The organism is Actinorectispora metalli, from assembly GCF_056323685.1.
Genome location: NZ_JBREYE010000002.1, coordinates 396,349 through 416,426, shown reverse-complemented (window position 1 = coordinate 416,426; position 20,078 = coordinate 396,349). Strand labels below are relative to the sequence as shown.

The 20,078-nt window shown below is 70.3% G+C and carries 19 protein-coding genes; 7 read left to right on the top strand and 12 right to left on the bottom strand.

Translation table 11 applies throughout. The features are described from left to right. Positions 1–4: 4 nt before the first annotated feature. Genes ACU6XJ_RS22055 through ACU6XJ_RS22045 form a run of 3 tightly spaced genes read right to left on the bottom strand, consistent with a single transcriptional unit; the run spans position 5 to position 2,766 of the window. The gene (locus ACU6XJ_RS22055) at positions 5–409 is read right to left on the bottom strand and encodes a carboxymuconolactone decarboxylase family protein (RefSeq protein WP_476314926.1); all 405 of its coding nucleotides are present in this window, start codon (positions 407–409) and stop codon (positions 5–7) included. A 15-nt stretch (positions 410–424) separates the two neighbouring features. Beyond that, a complete protein-coding gene (locus ACU6XJ_RS22050) occupies positions 425–1,555 on the bottom strand; it encodes a DegT/DnrJ/EryC1/StrS family aminotransferase (RefSeq protein WP_476318575.1) in 1,131 nt (376 codons plus the stop codon). Further along, positions 1,555–2,766, bottom strand: coding sequence for a DegT/DnrJ/EryC1/StrS family aminotransferase (locus tag ACU6XJ_RS22045; protein WP_476314923.1), 1,212 nt, complete (start codon positions 2,764–2,766; stop codon positions 1,555–1,557). The genes ACU6XJ_RS22050 and ACU6XJ_RS22045 overlap by 1 nt, the downstream gene beginning before the upstream one ends. A gap of 97 nt (positions 2,767–2,863) precedes the next feature. On the opposite strand from ACU6XJ_RS22045, the gene ACU6XJ_RS22040 reads away from it, so the two are divergent. Genes ACU6XJ_RS22040 through ACU6XJ_RS22015 form a run of 6 tightly spaced genes read left to right on the top strand, consistent with a single transcriptional unit; the run spans position 2,864 to position 8,524 of the window. After that, positions 2,864–3,961 carry a Gfo/Idh/MocA family oxidoreductase gene (locus tag ACU6XJ_RS22040; RefSeq protein ID WP_476314921.1) on the top strand — a complete coding sequence of 366 codons (1,098 nt, stop codon included), beginning with the start codon at positions 2,864–2,866 and terminating at the stop codon, positions 3,959–3,961. Then, on the top strand, positions 3,951–4,802 hold the full coding sequence (locus ACU6XJ_RS22035; protein ID WP_476314918.1) for a sugar phosphate isomerase/epimerase family protein: 852 nt from the start codon (positions 3,951–3,953) through the stop codon (positions 4,800–4,802). The genes ACU6XJ_RS22040 and ACU6XJ_RS22035 overlap by 11 nt, the downstream gene beginning before the upstream one ends. After that, complete coding sequence (locus ACU6XJ_RS22030; protein WP_476314915.1) at positions 4,799–6,103, top strand: M20/M25/M40 family metallo-hydrolase; 1,305 nt, start codon at positions 4,799–4,801, stop codon at positions 6,101–6,103. Before ACU6XJ_RS22035 ends, ACU6XJ_RS22030 begins: the two co-directional genes overlap by 4 nt. After that, positions 6,100–7,197, top strand: a complete 1,098-nt coding sequence (locus ACU6XJ_RS22025) for an Ldh family oxidoreductase (RefSeq protein ID WP_476314913.1) — start codon at positions 6,100–6,102, stop codon at positions 7,195–7,197. The genes ACU6XJ_RS22030 and ACU6XJ_RS22025 overlap by 4 nt, the downstream gene beginning before the upstream one ends. Continuing rightward, positions 7,197–8,114 carry a Gfo/Idh/MocA family protein gene (locus ACU6XJ_RS22020; RefSeq protein WP_476314910.1) on the top strand — a complete coding sequence of 306 codons (918 nt, stop codon included), beginning with the start codon at positions 7,197–7,199 and terminating at the stop codon, positions 8,112–8,114. The genes ACU6XJ_RS22025 and ACU6XJ_RS22020 overlap by 1 nt, the downstream gene beginning before the upstream one ends. Continuing rightward, positions 8,114–8,524, top strand: coding sequence for a DUF6917 domain-containing protein (locus ACU6XJ_RS22015; protein ID WP_476314907.1), 411 nt, complete (start codon positions 8,114–8,116; stop codon positions 8,522–8,524). The genes ACU6XJ_RS22020 and ACU6XJ_RS22015 overlap by 1 nt, the downstream gene beginning before the upstream one ends. Here the strand turns inward: ACU6XJ_RS22015 and ACU6XJ_RS22010 are convergent. The 8 genes from ACU6XJ_RS22010 to ACU6XJ_RS21975 form a co-directional block, all read right to left on the bottom strand. Next, positions 8,466–8,921, bottom strand: coding sequence for a hypothetical protein (locus tag ACU6XJ_RS22010; protein WP_476314904.1), 456 nt, complete (start codon positions 8,919–8,921; stop codon positions 8,466–8,468). The two genes, ACU6XJ_RS22015 and ACU6XJ_RS22010, sit on opposite strands and share 59 nt — an antisense overlap. An 18-nt stretch (positions 8,922–8,939) precedes the next feature. Further along, the gene (locus ACU6XJ_RS22005) at positions 8,940–10,532 is read right to left on the bottom strand and encodes an AMP-binding protein (protein ID WP_476314901.1); all 1,593 of its coding nucleotides are present in this window, start codon (positions 10,530–10,532) and stop codon (positions 8,940–8,942) included. Continuing rightward, complete coding sequence (locus ACU6XJ_RS22000) at positions 10,529–11,884, bottom strand: protoporphyrinogen/coproporphyrinogen oxidase (protein WP_476314898.1); 1,356 nt, start codon at positions 11,882–11,884, stop codon at positions 10,529–10,531. The genes ACU6XJ_RS22005 and ACU6XJ_RS22000 overlap by 4 nt, the downstream gene beginning before the upstream one ends. After that, positions 11,881–12,849 (bottom strand): UbiA family prenyltransferase, encoded by a 969-nt coding sequence (locus tag ACU6XJ_RS21995; protein WP_476314895.1) that lies wholly within the window; start codon positions 12,847–12,849, stop codon positions 11,881–11,883. The genes ACU6XJ_RS22000 and ACU6XJ_RS21995 overlap by 4 nt, the downstream gene beginning before the upstream one ends. After that, positions 12,846–13,532 carry a class I SAM-dependent methyltransferase gene (locus tag ACU6XJ_RS21990; RefSeq protein ID WP_476314892.1) on the bottom strand — a complete coding sequence of 229 codons (687 nt, stop codon included), beginning with the start codon at positions 13,530–13,532 and terminating at the stop codon, positions 12,846–12,848. Before ACU6XJ_RS21990 ends, ACU6XJ_RS21995 begins: the two co-directional genes overlap by 4 nt. A gap of 30 nt (positions 13,533–13,562) precedes the next feature. After that, complete coding sequence (locus ACU6XJ_RS21985) at positions 13,563–15,359, bottom strand: nucleotide sugar dehydrogenase (RefSeq protein ID WP_476314889.1); 1,797 nt, start codon at positions 15,357–15,359, stop codon at positions 13,563–13,565. Between the two features lie 141 nt (positions 15,360–15,500). Continuing rightward, entirely contained in the window at positions 15,501–16,037 is a 537-nt protein-coding gene (locus ACU6XJ_RS21980; protein ID WP_476314886.1) for an EF-hand domain-containing protein, read from the bottom strand. A gap of 683 nt (positions 16,038–16,720) precedes the next feature. After that, positions 16,721–17,317, bottom strand: coding sequence for a glucosaminidase domain-containing protein (locus ACU6XJ_RS21975; RefSeq protein ID WP_476314883.1), 597 nt, complete (start codon positions 17,315–17,317; stop codon positions 16,721–16,723). Positions 17,318–17,670: 353 nt separating this feature from the next. On the opposite strand from ACU6XJ_RS21975, the gene ACU6XJ_RS21970 reads away from it, so the two are divergent. Next, complete coding sequence (locus ACU6XJ_RS21970; protein ID WP_476314880.1) at positions 17,671–19,110, top strand: phenylacetate--CoA ligase family protein; 1,440 nt, start codon at positions 17,671–17,673, stop codon at positions 19,108–19,110. 9 nt (positions 19,111–19,119) lie between these two features. Here ACU6XJ_RS21970 and ACU6XJ_RS21965 read toward each other — a convergent pair whose 3' ends face one another. Further along, positions 19,120–20,052 (bottom strand): hypothetical protein, encoded by a 933-nt coding sequence (locus tag ACU6XJ_RS21965; RefSeq protein WP_476314877.1) that lies wholly within the window; start codon positions 20,050–20,052, stop codon positions 19,120–19,122. Positions 20,053–20,078 lie beyond the last annotated feature (26 nt).

Here is a 20,078-nt window from a genome sequence, read left to right as displayed (position 1 = left end):
GCCTTCAGGGCGTGGGTACGACGGCGCGCTGTGCCACGCCGATCCGGTTCCAGGCGTTGATGACCGCGATGGCCATCACCAGTTTGGCCAGCGCCGCCTCGTCGAAGAACCGGGCGGCGGCGCGGGTGGCCGCGGTGGGGTCGGAGGGCAGGCGGGTCAGCGCCTCGGTGAGCTCCAGCGCCGCTCGTTCCTGCTCGGTGAACACGTCGGCAGTTCGCCAGTCGGCCAGCGCGGGCACCCGCCGCTCGCCCGCCTCAGTGGCCTGTTCGGTGTGCAGGTCGACGCAGTAGGAACACCCGTTGAGCTGGGAGGCCCTGATCCGCACCAGGTGCAGCAGCGCCGGGTCGAGCCCGCATTCGCTGACCGTTTCCTCCAGCGCGGCGAGTACCCGCATTCCGTCCGGCCACATGGGCGTTCTCCTCCTTCAGTGTTGTGCCACAACGGTGTCGGTGAGCGCGAACTCGCAGACGGCGTCGGCGATCCGGATGACCTGTTCGTCGGTCAGGTGCGGGTAGATCGGGATCGCCACCGACTGGTCGCAGGCCCGCTGGGCGTGCGGCCAGCGGCGGGCGGGTGGGGCGAAGGGCGCGAACGCGGGCTGGGCGGGCAGCGGACGCGGGTAGTAGGCGTGCGAGCCGATGCCCCGTTCGGCCAGGTGCTCGCTCAGCGCGGCGCGGCGCTGTGCCAGTAGCGAATACACGTAGAAGCAGCGGCCGTTGCGACCCGGCGGCGGTGGTTCGATGCCGGGCAGCCCACTGAACCGCTCGGTGTAGAACTCGGCGATCTCGGCCCGGCGCAGCAGGCGTTTGGGCAGCCTGGGGAAGCGGTGGATCTGAAACGCCGCCATGATCTCGTCGAAGCGGCTGTTGTAGCCGATGCGGTGGTGCAGGAACCGGGTGCGGCCGTCCTGGCCGTGGTTGCGCAGCATCCGGACCTGGCGGGCCAGTTCGGGGTCGCCGGTGACCACCGCGCCGCCCTCTCCCGGCATGCCGAAGCTCTTGACCTGCACGAAGGAGAACACGCCCGCATCGCCCCAGCAGCCCGCGGGCACCCCGTCGAGTTCGGCGCCCTGCGCGACCGCGGAATCCTCCAGCAGCCGCACCCCGTGCTGCCGCGCGATGGTGCGCAGCCGCGGCATGTCGGCCATCACCGAGAACACGTGCGCGGGCATGATCACCTTGGTGCGTGCCGTGATCGCCCGTTCTACCTCGTCGGGGTCGATCGTGAGCGCGTGCGGGTCGATGTCGGCGAAGACCGGGGTGGCGCCGAGGTTGACCACGGTGGCGGCCAGCGGGGCGCAGCCGAAGGCGGGCACCACGACCTCGTCGCCCGGCCCGACGCCCATCGCGTGCAGCACGAGGGTGAGCGCGGAGGTACCGCTGCCGCAGGCGATCACCTCGCGTCCGCCTAGCGAGTCGGCGAGCAGCCGCTCGAATTCCGCGGTCCGCTCGCCGAGGATGAACCGCTGCGAGGGGCACAGGCCGATCTCCCCCACGATCCGCAGCAGGTGCTTGCGGTCCGCCTCGAACAGGTCGGGCGGGAAGAACGGCACCATCACGACTCGCTCCCGGTGTAGAAGGCGCGGATTCGGGCGCAGACCAGGTCCACCTCGTCCAGGGACAGGTCCGGGTACAGCGGCAGCGCGATGGCGTGGTCGCAGGCCGCCTCGGCCACCGGGAAATCGCCCCTGCGGTACCCCAGGTCGGCGAAGCAGGGTTGCAGGTGCAGCGGCGTCGGGTAGTAGGTCTCGGTGCCGATGCCGTGCTCGGCAAGGTACGCGGCGAGTTCGTCGCGCCGCTCGACCTCGATGAGGTAGACGTAGAACACCTCGCGGACCGGCACCGGGCGCGGCACAATCGTCGGCAGCCGGAGCACGCCGGGGACGCCGCAGAGCCGCTCGTCGTAGGCGGCGGCCAGTTCCCGCCGCCGGGCGATGTCGGTGTCCAGCCGGGCCAGCTTGGCCAGCAGGACGGCGGCCTGGATGTCGTCGCATTTGCTGTTCACGCCCGCGATGCCGGTGGCGTTGGAGATGCCGGGGAAGTGCGCCAGCGTGCGGCCGAAGCGGCCGTGATGACGCAGTGCCGCAACGGTTTCGGCAAGCTCGGGGTCGTCGGTGAGCACCGCGCCCGCGTCGCCGAGCGCGCCGAGGGTCTTGGTGGGGAAGAAGGACAGCACGCCGCCTGCGCCGAACAGTCCCGCGTGCACGCCGTCCCACCGCATGCCGATCGCCTCGGCGCTGTCCTCCACGACGGTCAGGCCGCGGCGCCGGGCCACCTCGAGCACACCGCCGAGGTCGGCGAGTTGGCAGAACAGGTGCACGGGCATCACGAAACCGCCGGTCGCGGGCGCGACGCGGTCCACCTCGCCGGGATCGATGCCGTAGGTGTCGGGCTCGATGTCGGCGAAGACCACGCTGCCGCCCGCGAGGACCACGGCGGAGGCAGAGGCGATAAAGCTGAAGGCGGGCACCACCACCGGCTCGCTTGCGCGCAGACCGGCGGCGCGTAACAGGAGCACCAGGGCGTCGGTGCCGCTATTCACCGCGACCGCATGCCGGGCCCCGGTGTAGCGGGCGAGTTCGGCCTCGAACTCGGCCACCTTGTGACCGTGGGAGAACTTTCCCCGATCCGCGATGTCGGAAATATGGTGCTCCACCGAGTGCCTGATTTCGGCAAACGTCGCGGCCTGCGAGAAAAAGGGAACCGCGCGGTTATTCGGGATCTTCTGAGTACTCACGCCGAGCTGATCGCCCGAAAGCACTGCCATGAAACGCATGGTAGGTCGACCGAAAGCGGCCCGCCGGGGTGCCGACCGAAGCGAGGGAAGTTCTTCACTCATTCCGGTCAGCACAGGTGGGTAACGCTTGACGAAATACGCAGCCGATCAGTTGGCTGATCACCGGCATGGGAGGTTCACGATTACCCACTTTCTACCGGAAACGGCCAAGGCGGAATTCGCCACCGGCGGCCTCCGCTCACTGATCGTCGGCCTTGGGCACTCGGGGGCGGGGCTGCATCTTCCGGTGCTGACGAGGCTGCGCGGCGCCAGGCCCGACCTGTTCGCCACGGACCTCCCGATGGGCTGCGATCCGCTGCGGCCTCGGGATTCCGAGGTGACCGCGACGATCGCGGAGGCGGCGTTCCTGCTGGAACCGCGCCGGACGGTGGCGCACGTGTGCACCCCGCCCACCAACCGGATCGGGCCGCTGCGGGAACTGGCCGACGCGGGCTTCGACAAGGTGCTGCTGGAGAAGCCCGCAGCCACCACTCTGGAGGATCTGGCGCAGATCGCCGCGCTGCGGTCCCGGCTGAACCTGGTGATCGTCTCCCAGTGGCTCACCAGCGCGCTCACCACCCGGCTCGCCACACTGGTGCGGAACGGGACGCTGGGTGCGCTCACCGGGATCTGCTTCGTCCAGCGCAAGCCGCGGTACCTGCGCTCGCTGCGCGGCGGCGGTCATCCCACCGCCTTCGACGTCGAACTGCCGCATTCGCTGGGGGTGTCGCTGCTGTTGGCAGGCGCCGCCGAGATCACCTCGGCGGGCTGCTGGGACCTGCTGGCCGAGGGCCAGACCGTACCGGACCTGGGCGGCGCGCGGCTGACCCTGCGCCATGAAGGCGGTGTCCACACCGAGATCCTCTCCGACCTGGGCACACCCGTCCGGGAGCGGCGCATCACGCTGACCTTCGAGCGCGGTACGGCCGACGGCCACTACCCGATCGACGCGAGCGATCCGTATGCGCGGCTGGTGGTGCACGGCGGCGCGGGCGAGCAGACCTGGACGTTCCCGGACGACTCGCTGAGCGCGTTCCTGCTGCATGCCTACGAGTACTTCGCCGGTGCCGACCTGCCGTCGTACTTCGACCTCAACGCGGAGGTGGTCCGGCTGCTGTGCGCGGCGAAAGCCGCGGCCAGGAGCGAGACGCCCGCACCGCAGGGGATCGGCGGTCATGCGCGCTGAGCCGTTTCGCTTCGCGGGCATCGGGGACGAGGCAGGTCCCGCGCTGGACACGCAGGTCGCGGCGATCCGCCGATTGGGTTGGGACGCCATCGAATTGCGCACTGTCGACGGCCACGCGCTGGCGGACTTGCCCGAGGAGCGGTTCGCCGCCGTGGCGGCGGGTCTCGGCGGGCTGGATGTGGTGTGCGTTGACTCCCGCATCGGCAACTGGGCGCGGCCGATCACCGGCCCGTTCGAGGTGGATCTGCGTGAACTCGACGTCCTCGCCGAACGCTGCGCGGTGCTCGGCACCCGGTACGTGCGGATCATGTCCTACCCCAACGACGGCCTGCCTGAAGACGAGTGGGGCCGCCGGGTGGTCGATCGGCTGCGCGTGCTGGCCGACCGCGCCGAACGGGCGGGACTGGTGCTGCTGCATGAGAACTGCGCGGGCTGGGCGGCACGGGACGGCGGCCGCATGACCGGGTTGCTGCGTGCCGTGGGCAGTCCGGCGCTGCGGCTGCTGTTCGACGTCGGCAACGGCATCGAGCACGGCTACCGCGCCCTCGAGGTGCTCGCGCAGGTGGTGGAACACGTGGCGCATGTGCACGTGAAGGACGCGGTGACCGGACCGGCGGGCGCCCGTTACGTGCTGCCCGGCGCGGGCGAGGCCGAGGTCGCCGCCTGCCTGCGGTTGCTGGCCGCGGCGGGCTACCGCGGCGCCGTGTCCATCGAACCGCACCTCGCGCTGCGCCCCCACGACGGCTTCACCGCCGACGACGGCGGCCAGTCCTTTGTGGACTTCGGTGTGGCGCTGGAGCGTCTCGTCCGCGCCGAGGTGCTGTCGGAGCCGGTCGGATGAGGATGGCGGCGCTGTCCGAGGCCGACCGGACGCTGTTGGTGGAGTTGTTGCGGCTGCCCACCGCGGGGCCGCTGGAGACCGACTCGCCCGCACCCCTGCTGTGGGAGGCCCAGCGGTGCTACGCCGCGGCCGCCCATGAACTCGGCTTCGCGACCGTGCTGCACGCGACACCACCGTCCGCGGTGCTGGACCGCGAGGACGTGCCGCTCGCGGTGCGGCGAATGGCCGCGGACTCCCCCGGCTTCCTCCAGTCGCAGCCCAGTCTGGTGCTCCGAGCGGGAGACGGGGAGCCCACGGTGATGTTCAACGTGCACCTGGACACCGTCGCGGGCAGGCAGCCGGTCGGGTTCGACGGCACCCGGTTCCACGGGCGGGGCGCCATCGACGCGAAGGGCCCCGCGGTGGCGCTGCTGGCGGGCATCCGCGCGGCGGTCGCCGCCCGGCCGACGCTGCTGCGGGAGATCACGGTGCTGGTCCAAGCCGTGGCGGGCGAGGAGGGCGGGGCGATGGGCACCTTCGGCACCCGCCCGCTGGTGGAGGCCGGTTTCACCGGGAGGCTCAACGTCTTCTGCGAGCCAACCGGGGTGCGTTACCTGCCCAGGGTGACCGCCGCGATGACCGCCTGCGTGAGCGTGCACGGGCAGGACGCCATCGACGACCGGCCCGAGGAGGGCCACAACGCCACGGTGCTGCTCGGCTTCCTCGCCCAGCACTTCGCCCGCGAACTGTCCATGGTGGGACGGCCCTGCGTCGCGGGACTGCACACCGGCCGCATGCACAACCGGGTCTACGGCACCGGATCGCTGCTGCTGAACCTGCCCTACGGCAACCACGAGCAGCAGCGCGTCTGGGAGCGGACCGTGCCCGATGCGCTCCGGTCCGGGCTGGCGGAGTTCGCCGAGACGTTCCGCGGCAGCCCGCTGCTGGCCAAGACGGTCGCCGACGGGACGACCGTGACCAGGCTGGACTGGCACAAGCGCGGCCTGCCCACCCTCGACGGGCCGGACCGGTGGACCGAGGAGTTGCTGGCCGACGCCGAAGTGCCGCCATGGCCCGCAGCCGAGCCGGGCTTCACCTGCGATGCCATCTGGATGAGCGGCGTACCGGGGGCGTCCACTGTGGTCCTCGGGCCGGGATCGCTGGCCGTCAACAACGCCCACGCCGACGGCGAGTTCGCCGACCTCGCCGAACTGGAGCGGTTCGCGGGCGCTGTCGCGCGCACGCTGCTCGCCTTCGCCCGCCGATCGCGGGCCTCGGCACATACCGATGCACACCACAGCCAACAGAAGGGGTGGTCATGACCCTGCTGAATGCCGGGACGGACCTGCGGGTCGGGTATTCGGACCTGCTGCTGTTCACCACCGGCGTGTTCACCGCGCACGGGGTACCGACGGGCCGGGCCACGCTGGCCGCGGAGGCGCTGTGTTACGGCGACCTGACCGGCATGTCCTCCCACGGCCTGACCAATCTGACCCGGCTCTACCTGCCGCTGTTCGAGCAGCGGCGGGTGGCGCCGCAGGCCGAGCCCGAGGTGCTCGCCGACCTCGGCGCCGCGGTGCTGATGGACTCGCACCGCGCGTTGGGGTTGTGGGCGGCGGCGGAGGCGATGGACCTCGCCGCGCAGCGCGCCGCCGCACACGGCGTCGGGCTGGTGTCGGTGCGCTCGGCGACCCACTTCGGCTGCGCGGGCTTCCACACGGCCCGCGCCGCCCGGCACGGTCTGGTCGGGGTTGTCGCCGCGAACTGCGGGCGGCAGCGCATCGCCCGGCCACCCGGCGGGCGGGTGAGCCTGTTGGGCACCAACCCGATCAGCGTCGCCGCGCCGGGTGTCGGCGGCGACCCGTTCGTGTTGGACATGAGCACCACCGCAGTGCCCACCGGGCGGGTCCGCGCGGCAGCCCGCGAGGGCAGGTCCATCCCGGCGGGCTGGTTGACCGACGACGACGGCCGTCCCGTCACCGACCCCGGCGCGTTCGACCGCGGCGAGGCGCACCTGGAGTGGTTGGGCGGCGGGCACAAGGGCTTCGGGCTCGGGCTCGCGGTGGAGGTGCTCGCCGCGCTGGTCGCGGGCGCGGGCCTCGGTCCCGCACCGGAAGCGCTGGCGGGCGACGGCCGTCCCTCCGGTCGTGATGACGACATCGGGTTCCTCGCGTTGGCCATCGCACCGGGCGCGCTGCGTTCGGAGGAGGAGTTCCTGGCGGAGGCCGAGTCACTGTTCGGCTCGGTGCTGGCCTGCCCCGCCGCGCCCGGCGAACTGGTCCGCTACCCGGGATTGCCCGAGGCGGAGCGGGCCCGCGAACACCAGCTGGCGGGCGTTCCGGTGTCCGAGGGCCTGTTCGGCGAACTGCGGGCGGTCGCCGACCGCCTCGGACTCGACGCACCGGAGGTGCTGTGATGCTGCGGATCGGGGTGATCGGCCTCGGCGTGATCTCACGCTTCTATCTGGCCGCGCTGAGCCGCGCCGAGGACGCCCGGCTCGCCGCGGTCTGCGATCTGCGGGCCGAGGCGCTGGCGCCGTGGCGGGGCAAGCTGCCCTGCTACCGCGACCACCGCGACCTGCTGGCCCGCGAACCGTTGGACGCGGTGGTGGTGACCGCGCCCAACGATGTGCACGCGGTGCTGTGCCGCGATGCGCTCGCCGCGGGACTGCCGGTGTGCGTGGAGAAGCCGTTGGCCACCACCGCCGCCGACGGCGAGACGCTGGTGCGGCTGGCGCGGGCGGCGGGGCGGCCGCTGTTCACCGCGTTCCACCGCCGCTACAACACCGAGGTGCGGCGACTGGCCGCCGCGGTGCGCGGTCGAACCGTCGAGTCGGTGACCGTCCGGTACTGGGAGCGCATCGAGGACCACGTCGGCGCCGACGGCTGGTACCTCGACCCCGACCGGTGCGGCGGCGGCTGCGTCGCCGACAACGGCCCCAACGCCTTCGACTTGGCCCGAATGTTCCTGGGCGAGTTGGACGTGCGCGAGTTCGCGGTGACCCGTGACGGGCGCGGCGTCGACCGGCAGGCCGAGGTGCTGCTGACCGCCGCCGCGGGTGGCACCGCGCGGATCGACCTGGACTGGTCCTATCCGGGCGAGCGCAAGGAGGTCGAGATCCTGCTGGCCGACGGCAGCAGGCTGCACACCGACCTGCTCCACGGCCACCGCGAGTTCAAGGGCTCGCTGTGGCACGAGTACGTCGGCGTGGTGGACGACTTCGCCCGCGCCGTCCGCTCTGGCCTGGACTGCTCGGCGCCGGGGCTCGCCGCGCTGGACTTCGTTTCCGCCGTGTACCGCGCCGAGGCGGGCCGACTGCGAACGGGAGTGTGATGAACCGCGATGAGGACGGCGCCAAGCGCGCCGTGTCGGGTGTGCTGGTGAAGGTGCTGGTGCACCGCAGGGACGACCGCGGGATGCGGTTGGAGCCCTTCGCCAGCCGCTGTGTGCGGGTCGGCGAGGTGCACGAGTTGGTCACCACCGACCACGGCGTCGGCGAGCGTATCGACCGGGTGGGCTTCCTCGGTTTCGCCGAGATCTCCGCCGCGGGCGTGATCGACCGCGGCGACGAGTTCTGGATCGGGGACCGGCGGGTGGGCACCGTGTTGGGCTTCGACGCCTGCCACTTCCCCAACCACTACAACATCCTGATCTCCGTCCCGGAGCCCCGCACCGGCGCCGACCTCAGCTTGCGGCCTGAAGCGGCCGTCCGCTTTCATCCACCGCGACCGACCGCCGACTGACCTTCTCGTTCAGCGGGAGCAGCACCAGGCACAACACGATGGGGATGATCTGGGAGGCCAATTCGGCGTAGATGTCGTGCGACTGCACGGGGTGGAACTGGTGCCAGATCAGGTGCGGCACATAGAACACCAGCGAGCTCAGCAGGATCACCCGCACCCAGCGGCGGATCGGTGCGACGGCGCCGTACACCAGCAGCAGCCCGAGTTGGATCGCGGCCATGCCGAAATCCTGGATGAGGTGTTCGTTGTACGGCGGGAACAGCTCGATCCAGCGCCGGTCTGGGGACGGGAAGCCGTGGTAGAACGACTGTGGCCACAGCGCCGCCCACACGCCGGGCACCAGCTGGTTGATGCCCAGCGCCACCATGCCGATGCGCAGCCAGGTCTTGCCGGTCATATGATCACTCCATTCGGGTCAGGTCCACCGACCGCTGCCGCTGGTCTCGGCGCGGCCGGTGAGCTGCCGCAGCAGCTCGGAGCGCCGCACCTTGCCGGTACCGGTGCGAGGCACCTCGTCCCAGGTCAGCGCCACCGGCTCCGGTAGCTCAGGCAGGTCGCGGACGGCTTCCCGCCAGCGGGCGCGGTCGATCGAGCCGTCAGCGGTGACCACCACCGGCAGCGGCGGCAGGTCGGGGCGGCCGAGCAGCACGCACTCGACGACCTCCGGCAGCCGGTCCTCGACCAGGTCCTCGGTGCGCAGGCAGCTTCGATCCGGCACCCGGTCCACCTCGCGGTCCAGCAACTCGACGCTGCCGTCCCTGCGGTACACGCCGATATCGCCGGTGTTCCACCACTGTCCCGAGGGCCCGCCGCATTTGGCCTGCCAGCGGTCGGTCTCCCCCACGTAGCCGAGGCAGCGGGCCGCGGTCCTGGCCAGCACCAGCCCGGCCTGCCCTCGGGGCAGCGGGGCGAAGGTCTCCGGGTCGACCACCCGCAACCGGGTCTTGACCGGCATCGGGTAGCCGAGGTTGCGGTTGTCCCGCCGCCGGGACAGCGCCTTGCGGGTGAGGAACCGGAACGACAGCGGGCCGGTCTCGGTCTGCCCCCAGCCTTCCATCCACAGTGGACGCTTCTGGGCGCTGGCGGACAGGTAGGACCGCACCACCGGCGGATGCATCGCGTCGTAGGTGCTGAGGAAGAGCCGCACCCGCCGGAACGGGTTGTCCAGACGTTGGGTCAGCGGCCGGAACCGGACGTAGGTGGACGGCAGCGCCTCCATGATCGTCGGTGGGTGCGCCCGCAGCAGCGGGTCGGCGGCGTCGGGGTCCGCGCCGGTGACGATGACGATCTCCTTCGGGGCCAGGCACATCACGACCGCGGTCCAGCAGAAGGTGCGGCCGTGCGCGAACGCGCTGGCGTTGACGAGCGTGTCGTCGCGCCGCACTCCGATGACCGGGTACCGCACCGCCTCGGGGCGGGCGAGCTTGTTGATGATCGTGTTGGTGGAGTGCACGACCAGCTTCGGCACCCCGGTGGTGCCGGAGGTGTGGTTGATGGCCAGCGGCTCGTCCTCGGCGCGGCGCACCGGCGGCGGTGCCGTGCTGTCGCGCAATTCAGCCGCGTCGATCGCCCCGGGCGCGCCGCCGTCCAACACGATCGTGACGCGGGCGAGCGAGACCAGGTCCACCCCCGCCTCCGTGCCGCGGGCGAGCAGACCCGTGGTGGTCACCAGGACCGCGGGGTCGAGGCGTTTGAGCAGGATCTCCAGTGTGTCCGGCGGAAGGTGGTCGGAAAGCTGCGCGGGCACCGCCCCGATCCGCACGGCGGCGCAGCCGATGAGGTCGTAGTCCCAGTGGTTGTCCTTGACGATCGCCACCCGGCTGCCCTGCCCGGCACCGGCCGCCGCCAGCCAACCGGAGAGCTCTCGGACCAGCGCCGCCAGTTCCGCCACGCCGTACTCGACGGCGCCGTCCCTGCTGACGTCGAAGGGGCGGTCCAGGTGCACCCTGGTCGCCGTGCCGCGCTCGGCGCACTCGTCGAACAGCAGACCCATGTCGCGGGGTTTCATGCCGGTACCTCCTGAATGTCGGCGGACGAGCGGTGCCGCAGTCTGGACAGCACGCGGGAGGCGACGCGGGCGCCGGAACGCACCGCGGCCTCGCTGAACGGGCTGAGCGTGATCCAGTCACCGGCGTAGTCCACCGGCCCCGCCGGGCGGGCGGCGAAACCGGCGCGCAGGCGCAGGGCCTGCGGGGTCGCCTGGGGTAGGGCGTGTCGGAAGCCGTGCACGAAGTTGGTCTGCGGCACGGTGTCCAGACCCGGAACGAACCGTGCGGCAGCCCGCGTCAGACGGTCGACCACCTCCGCATCGGATGTCCGCACCAACTCCGGGATCAGCCGGGGGTGCGCCAACAGGTTGAGCAGTCCCTTGCCTGCGGGCGCCCGTCCTGGGTGCTTGACGTGGTCAAGGCTGATCCCGGAGATCACCCCGTCCTCGGCCTCGGGCACCAGCAGGATGTAGGGGTCGCCCGCTGCGGACAGCGCAAGCGGCCGGTCGAGTAGGCAGCTGACCTTCAGCATGGGGGTGAATGTGCAGGCGGCGAGATAGGCGTATTCCTCGGTGGGCACGTTGGCGTACAGGTCCGCGGCCACCGGGGCGGGCACGCACAGCAGGACCGATCGGGCGGTGACGGTCCGCGACCCGATCACGGCCCTGGCGGTATGCCCGTCGGCGATCACCTGCTCCACCCTGGTGTTCAGCTCGATCGGCAGGTCCTCGGCGAGCCTGCGGGCCAGGGTGTCCATACCGTCCCGGTAGGTGCACCAGTCGTCGGCCATGCCGACCGCTTGGAGCAGGCTCACCACCGGCGCCGCCGCCGATTGGGCGGTGTCCCAACCGAAGAAGCAGGTGCTCAGCGGCTGGAAGAGGTAGTCGTGCAGGTCCCGGTGGTAGCGGCGGCAGAAGTCCGCGACGGTGGCATCGCCCAGCGGGGTCCGCTCGGGGCGGTCCGGGTCGAGATCGGCGCTGTGCCGCGTGGTCCACGCCAGTAGCCGGGCCAGGTCCAGCCGGGCGCGCGGGCCGAGACCCGCGCCGGTGGCCAACGCCCTGAGCTGCGCGACCCCCGGCCGGGCGCGACCGTCGCGCCAGGTGGCCAGCGGTCTGCCGATCCTGGGCACCTCCTCGGCGGAGAAACCGAAGCGGGACAGCAGTTCCCAGGTGGCGCGGTAGTTCTGCCGCGAGATCTGCTCGGCGCCCTCATCCAGGGTGAAGCCCTCGTGGCGGAAGCTGTGCATCCGCCCGCCGACATGCGGGTTGCCCTCCAGCACCAGCACGTCAAGGCCCGCTCGGCGCAGTTCGTGGGCCGCGGTCAGCCCGGCCATGCCCGCGCCCACCACGATGGCGTCCACGTCGACGCTCACGTGGTGCCCCAGCCCACGAGCAGGTTGGTGATGATCAGCAGCGCCACGGTGGTGCGGTGCACGGCGAAGCCGATCTTGCGGGCGTGCATGATGTCCCCGGCCTGGAACCCGGTCCGGTACTGCCGCAGCCGCAGCAGGCTCGCGGGCAGCATGACCAGCACGAACCACCAGGGCGCGATCCCGGTCACCGAGGCGGCCGCGATCAGCAGGAACTCGGTGGCGGACAGCGCGCCGATGAAGATGGCGTTGCCGCGCGGGGTGGTCAGCGCCGCCACGGTGGGCCTGCCGACGGCGCGGTCGCCTTCGACGTCGTTGGTGTTGGAGTACACGCCGAACATCAGCGGGCCGATTCCGAACAGGATCGCCTGCACCAGCCAGAACCCGGAGAGGTGCCCGGTGAGCAGCCCGAGTGGCGCCACCACCAGCGCGGCGCCCAGCGCGACCAGGAACACCTCCTGGAATCCGTGGTAGCTGATCTTGATGCCGTACGAGTACTGGAGCCCGACGACGAAGATGCCGACCATCACCACGGCCGTCCACAGCGGAACGTGCGGCGCCGCCGCCGAGGCCGCGCCCCACAGCAGCGCACCGCCCGCGGCGGTGATCCAGGCGAAGCGCAGCGCCTGCTCGGGGCGCAGCGCGCCGGAGACCAGCGGCTTGCGCGACTTCTTCCGGTTCGGGTTGTCCGGGCCGTAGTTGTGGATGTCGCTGCCATCCCGGTAGCCGGTGACATCGTCGAAGGCGACGAGCGCGACGATGAAGAGGATCTCGCCGAGCAGGAAGGCCGCCGTGGTGAGCAAGCCCCCGGTGCCGAGTGCATCGGCTTGGAACGCCAAGGCGGAGAGCACGACCAGAACGCTGAGGTAGTAGTCGTAGACGTCCAGCTTGGCCAGCCGGACGTAGCTGAGGAGCCTGCCGTCCCGGTTTGCTTCCCGGGTGCGTTGTCCGGGCGAGTGGGTGGTCATGCGGTGACACCCCCGACGTTCTGCGGTGCGCAGCGGATCAGGGCGGCCGAGGAGCGGTCGCCGCCGTAGCCGAGGACCGTGCTCGCGGCGATCGAGGCGCCGGGCATCAGCGCCAGGTACTCCTCCAGCGACCGCAGCCGCGACCAGCGGCTGACCGGCACCTGGGCGTGGTCGTACTCGATGAGCACCAGGTACCGGCAGGACGCCGCCAGCGACTGGCACACCAGCCGCAGGTGCTCCTCGTCGAGCACGTGCATCAGCACCCACACGCTGACGCCGATGTCGAATTCCTCACCCGCCCACGGGGTTTCCTCGGCCCTACCCAGCTTGAAGTCCACATTGGACATTCCTGCGCAGGACCGGCGCGCCGCGTCCAACATCGGCACGGTCATGTCGAGCGCGCAGACGCGGCCCGCCTTGGCCGCGATGGTGGGGGTCAGCCTGCCGATGCCGCAGCCCATCTCCAGCACCGAGCGCAGCGGGCGGCCGAGTTCGGCCGTCGCGGCATCGAGCAGGTCCGCCACCAACAGGCGGGTCCGGTGGGTGACACCGGCGTTGAGGTCCGAGGGTTGGGAGGCACGCATCACTCTGGCGAGGCCCTCCCGCTGTGCCCGCCTGCGCCATTCGCGGGCGATGTCCTCCTCGGTGATCGCCAGGGTGACGGTTGCCTGGTCGGATTCCACGGTGTCTCCGATCGTCGACGACGGTGTTGCTCAAGCCAGCAGTTCGGTGTCCAGCCGTCCGAAGTGGAACTCGCGGATGGCGGTCAGCAGTTCGGTGGCCGACAGCGGGCCGCGGGCGTCGCGGGTGATCTTCCGGAACGCGGCGTCCGCCTCCGCTTGGCCGACGCCCATGCCCGCCAGCCAGGCGGTGAATTCGCGCTCCCCCATACCTGCCTGCCCGCACAGTCCGAGCACGGCGTCCACCACCGGGCGCAGCAGCCGGTTGAACGCGGCCTCGCCCTCGGTGTAGATCAGGTTCTCGGTGACGTGGGAGAACTCGGCCTCGCTGATCGACGCCGCGGGACCGGCCCCGGTCCGGAGGGCGAGGCCGTCGAACATCGCCGCCAGCGCGGCGCTCAGCGCCCGGGACTCCCGTGCCGCGGGCGGGCGGCCGAACGCGGCGGCGATGCGCATGCCCTCCCGCTCGACATCGGCGCGGCACAACCACCCGTCCCCGTCGAGGTCCCACCGGCGGAACCGCAGGCGCAGCCGGTCGCCGACGCGGGTGGGCACCGGTGCGGGCTCGCAGCCGGGAACGACCTCGGCGGGCGGACCGGCGAGGGTGCCGCGGGTGTCCAGCACCGGGCACTCGGAACCGAGCAGAACCGAGGGTTCGTAGCAGGAGTGGTCCTGGAGCAACACCGCGAGGTCGGCGGTGGCCAGGGCGCCGGGCAACGAGTTCGCCGCGGGTACCGGCGCCGCGTCCACGGTGAAGTCCGCGACGTGCGGGTCGTAGTAGGACACCTCCGCGCCGCGGGCCCGCAGTTCGCGGACGACGGGTTCGGCGGGGGTCTGCCGGGTGTCGGCGACATCCGGCTTGTAGGCGACCCCGAGCAGGACGACCTTCGCTCCCCGCACCGGAAGCCCGTGGTCGGCCAGCAGCGCCGCCGCGCGTTCTACGACCCAGCGCGGCATATCGTCGTGCACCTCGCGCGCCGCGGCCAGCAGGCGGAAGCGGTAACCCTGGGCGTCGGCCTTGGCGGCCAGGTACAGCGGGTCGACCGGGATGCAGTGTCCACCGACGCCGGGGCCCGGCCGAAAGGGGGCGAAGCCGAAGGGCTTGGTGGCGGCGCAGTGCAGCACATCCCACACGTCGATGCCGGACCGCTCGCAGTACAGGGCGATCTCGTCGACGAGCGCGATGTTGATGTAGCGGTAGGTGTTCTCCAGCAGCTTGGCCAGTTCTGCCTCGCGGGTGCCGCGGGCGACGACGACGGAGTCCACCAGTCGGCCGTAGAACGCCACCGCGTACTTCGCGCACAGCGGTGTGCAGCCGCTGACGACCTTGGGCGTGTTGCGGATGCCGTACTCGCGGTTGCCGGGGTCGATCCGCTCCGGGGAGAAAGCGAGGTGGAAGTCGACGCCGACGCGCAGGCCGCTGCGGTCCTCCAGCAGCGGGCGGACCACGTCCTCGGTGGTGCCCGGGTAGCTGGTGGACTCCAGCACCACCAGCGTCCCCGGCCGAAGATGGGCGGCGACGGTGCGGCTGGCATCGCGCACCGCGCCGAGGTCGGGTGCGCCGTCCCCGGTCAGACCGGTGGGCACGCAGATCACCACGGTGTCGGCCAGACCGAGGATCGCTGGGTCGGTGGTGGCGGTGAACCCGGCCGCCAGCAGGTCGCCCACCGCGGCGTCCGGGACGTCGTCGACATGGGAGACACCCGATGCCAAACCGGCGACGACACGGGCGGAGATGTCGTAGCCCGCGACGGAGAGCCCCGCCTCGCAGCTTCGCCGGGCCAACGGCAGTCCGACATATCCCAAACCGACGATCACCAGGTCATACAACGAAGGCTCCGTAGCTGCGTGGGCGACGTATCGCGGGCGGCAGGAACAGACGGTCGGTGCTTCCTCCCTTGAACGGAAAGCACCGACCGCTGGTCTACTTCACGGGCCTGTGCCCCGGGCCCGGAAAGATGAGTTGCGGAATCAGAGCAGTTCGAAATCCGACCGGCCCAGGTGGAAGTCGACACACGCCTGGAGAACCTCTTCAGCGCTCAATTCACCGCTGCCATCGGTGTCGATCTGACGGAATGCCGACTCGCCCTGCGACTTGGCGGCGCCGACCGCCGAGATCCAGCGCGCGAACTCGTCCTCCTGGATTTTGCCGTCGCCACTGCGGTCGCACAGACCGATGACGGCCTCGACCACTGGGCGCAGTTCGCGCCGCAGCGCGGACTCGTCCTCCATCCACCGCCCGGCGGCCTGGTTGAACTGGTCACGCGAAATCGTGCCGTTCGGGCCCGCGCCGGTGGCCTTGGCCAGGGATTCGAACATTCCGGTCAGGGCCTGGTTCAACCGCTGTGCCTGCGGGGAGTTGGGGTCGCCGCCGATCTTCTGGGCGATCGTCCGCGCCTCCCGCTCGAAGTCCGAACGCTCAAGACTGCCGCTGCCGTCGGAGTCCCAGCGCTCGAAGCGCCGATTCAACCTGTCTTGCGCGCCCTGGTTGTACATAACCCCGGTCATGACGATTCCTCCACTGAATATTGAGATTGATCATGGAGTGGGCGCAGCGAGGACTGTCGTTGATTTCCTTAGGACGGATAGTCGTCCGCTCCGCTCGCCCACGAACCCACTGACTTGCAACCATCCGAATCGGCCGCATGAATACGACGACTGGAACGTATCGGGGTCCACGGACCGGTCGCTGCGTGGAAGCCAGCACTTCACTCGAAAGCGTTTACCAAACCGGACTATTCCGGCTTGCCAGGGAGTTTTCCATGCTCAATTCGAGCACTCACAGGATACCTGAACGACAGGTTAACTAATAGATTACCCAGTGCGGAAAGTAATCGCAATCAACCCGGAAGAACACATTCGCACTCTCTCGACGCAGCGGCACGGGACTCCGCCGTGACTCTTCCGCGTAGTCGATTGACCACATAGGGTGATGATCTGCGTTTCGGGTGGAAGTGGTCTCCACGTTGCCGCGGTCCGGGGTGATCACCGATTCGCAGGTGATCGTGCCTGCGGAGTTGGCAGCGCGATCGGGGCGGAGGTGATGCCGCTGATCCCACCGTGTCGGTGCTGCCGAGGTTCGCCGTCCAGCCGGTGCCCTTGTCGGTGGCGTAGTCGACCGCGCGGCCAGCCGCTCGGTGGCCTTTCCATGCGAAACGCTGTTCAGCGAATTCGCACACCACGCAAGGATTTCACTTGTCGTACTGGTAGAGGTTGTGCTTGCGCATGAGACCGATGACCTTCTCGACGTAGCGGGGGTCGGTGGCGTACTTGCGTGCGACCTCGGTGGCGAAGCGGTCGGGCTGCTCGGTGAACGGCAGGGCGCTGGTGTAGGCGCTGCTGGTGTTCAGGTGCCGCGCGTAGTCGCGGAACGAGTCCTGTTGCGACCGGTAGACGCGGAAGTAGGCCTTCACGGTCTGGCAGCCCGGGATGCATTCGGTGGTGTTGTACTCGGCGCAGCCGATGGCGACCGGTCCCGGGTTGTCCGGCGTCTTGCACTTGATGCCGAAGTAGTTGTTGTCCTTCTTGGTCAGCTTGCTGACGCCGTAGTTCGACTCCAGCACCGCCTGCGCGATGGCCACCGACGCCGGCACCTTGGTGTCGGCGTCAACGGCGGTCGCATCGCGCGCCATGGTGACGATCGCGGCTTCCTTGGGGTCGGCGGGAAGCGGAGCGGCCGGAGGCTGCGGAGCGGTCTGACGGGTCGGAACGGCGGATGCCGGTGCGGTCAGCAGGATCGCGAGCACAGCCGCGAAGAACACCACGGACCGCGAAGCCCAGTTATGCAAAGATCGTCCTTTCACAGGGGACGCAGGAGAAAGAGACGGAAGATGTTAACGCGCGAAACACCTGGCGAATAGAACCGCTTTCTCTTGCGCTCGGACACGGAACGTGACGGGCTTGACCGAGATCACTTTTTCTCGGTCGGGTGAATCGGTACCGGCCGGGCCATGCGATTCCGTATGGGAAAAGGGAATCCGCCATTGATCGGAATCATGAAAGCCCGCAAACAATTGATCCACTTAAGCCCACAGCAGACATTTCGGACGGCGCGACGTGTCCCAAATCACGTCCGCCGCAAGGCAACCACGAGCGCTGCGCACCTGATCGGACACGCAGCGTGGATGCCTAAGGTGGGTGGATGGATGCGGATCGCGCGGCGCGGGTCATCGAGGGCTACCGGTCGTTCTTCGCCGACCGGCAGGCCGCGGAACCCGTCTTGGACCTGTTCCGCAGGGTCGCGGCGACCGTGCCCGCCTATCGGGATTTCCTCGCCGAACACGGTATCGACCCTGCCGAGATCGTCACCATGGACGATTTCCGTCGGCTGCCGCTGACCGACAAGGACAACTACCACCGTCGCCATCCGCTGCCGCGGCTGTGCCGGGACGGCAGGCTGGACGGCTGCGACATCGTCGCCGTGTCCTCGGGGTCGAGCGGCAGGCCGACGGTGTGGCCGCGGTCGCTGACCGACGAGTTGGCGGTCACGCGCCGGTTCGAGCAGGTGTTCCGCGACGGGTTCCGCGCCCATGAACGCAGCACGCTCGCGGTGGTGTGCTTCCCGCTGGGCACCTGGGTCGGCGGGCTGTTCACCACCTCCTGCGTGCGTCAACTCGCGGCCAAGGGCTTTCCGATCACGGTGGTGGCGCCGGGCAACAACAAGGCCGAGATCCTGCGGGTGCTGCCCGAGCTTGGGGGCCACTTCGAGCAGGTGGTGCTGCTGGGCTACCCGCCGTTCGTCAAGGACGTGGTCGACACCGGTCTGGCCGCCGGGTTCGACTGGTCGCGGCACGCGGTCAAGCTGGTGTTGGCCGGTGAGGTGTTCAGCGAGGCCTGGCGTGACCTGATGGCGGCGCGGCTGGGCATGGCCGATCCGGTCCGCGACTCCACATCGCTGTACGGCACCGCCGACGCCGGGGTGCTGGGCAACGAGACGCCGCTGTCGGTGTCCATCCGCCGGTTCCTGGCGGGCAGGCCCGCGGTGGCCCGCGAACTGTTCGGCGAGGACCGGCTGCCGACACTGGTCCAGTACGACCCGGCGAGCCGCTATTTCGAGGAGTCAGAGGGCACGTTGCTGTTCTCCGGCGATAACGGGGCGCCGTTGATCCGGTACCACATCGCCGATCAGGGTGGGGTCATCTCCTCGGTGCGGATGCGGGAGTTTTGCGCGCGTCACGGATTCACTCCCGCTTTCGACAATGACCTGCCGTTCGTGTTCGTCTTCGGCCGTTCGCTGTTCACGGTGTCGTTCTTCGGCGCGAACATCTATCCGGAGAATGTGACCGTCGGACTGGAGCAGCCGGGTATCAGCGACTGGGTCACCGGCAAATTCGTGCTGCAAACCGTGACCGACGATGACGAGAACACGTTGTTGCGGATCACGGTCGAGCTGGCGCCGGACAAAAGCGGCGACCCCGAGTTGCTGGCCCGCTCGATCCGCGATCAGCTGCTGCGATTGAACAGCGAGTTCGCGCACTACGTTCCCGCCGAGCGACAACTTCCCCGGGTTGTCCTCCGGCGAACCGGCGACCCCGAGTACTTCCCGGTCGGCGTGAAGCACCGCTACACCCGCCCGTCCTGACTTCCGAGCTCAGGTGGGCACCAGGGCCGAGCGCTGCTCGTGTTCGGCCACGGCCTCCAACGCGGTGCGCAGCGCGCCGATTTTGGCGCGGCCGCGCCGCGCGGACTCGGCGGCGTACCGCAGCATCATCGGCACCCGTTCCCAGGCGTCGGCGAGTTCGCGGGCGGCCTGGGCTCGCGGGCTGCCGGGGTGCCGCTGCTCGATGACGTGGTGGCGCAGTCTGCGGTGTCGGGCGGTCACCCAGAGGTCTTCGCGCTGGCGGTAGGCGTGCGGGTCGGCGCCGTGGTCGGTGAAGTGCCCGATCAGGCTGTGCAGGGCGTCGGCGCCGTGCCGCCAGGTGCCGGTCGGTGCCCGCGCCTGGCTGGGCGCGGGCGCGAACCACTGGTACCGCGCGTCGGGGAGGGCTGCTTCCTCGTCGCCGAAGGCCAACCGCTCCCGCAGAGTCTGCTCGGGGGTCAGGGTGGCCGCGGTCAGCAGGTCGGGCAGGTCGGTTTCGGCGACGCGGCCCTGGTGCGGGGGCTGGTCACCGTTGGCGTCGAGCATGCTGAAGCGGTCGGTGACCCGCCAGGTGCCGTCGCGGGGATCGTCCAGCACCCACCAGTGCGGGGCGTGCCTGGTGCGGAAACCGGTGCTCCACGGCAGGTTGTGCACATCGCCGGTGACGATCACGTGGCCGTCGCGGGCGCAGGCCGTCCGCAGGTCGGTGACGAGTTCCTCGAAGCTGTCGGTGCCGGTGCGGCACAACGGTTCCAGCGGGGAGCGCAGCGGGGTCTCATGGTGGCGGAAGGCGAACAGGTCTGCCTCGGGGCGGATCGCGAGAACCGACCCGAGGCCGATCGCGGCGGCCCAGTCCAGTCCGCGGCGCCACATCGCCTCGGCGATGGCGGCGGTGTAGCAGGACAGCAACGAGCCGTCCGGGACGGCGTGGTGTGCCTCGTTCATGGGACCTCCCGCATCGGGTGTCTTCC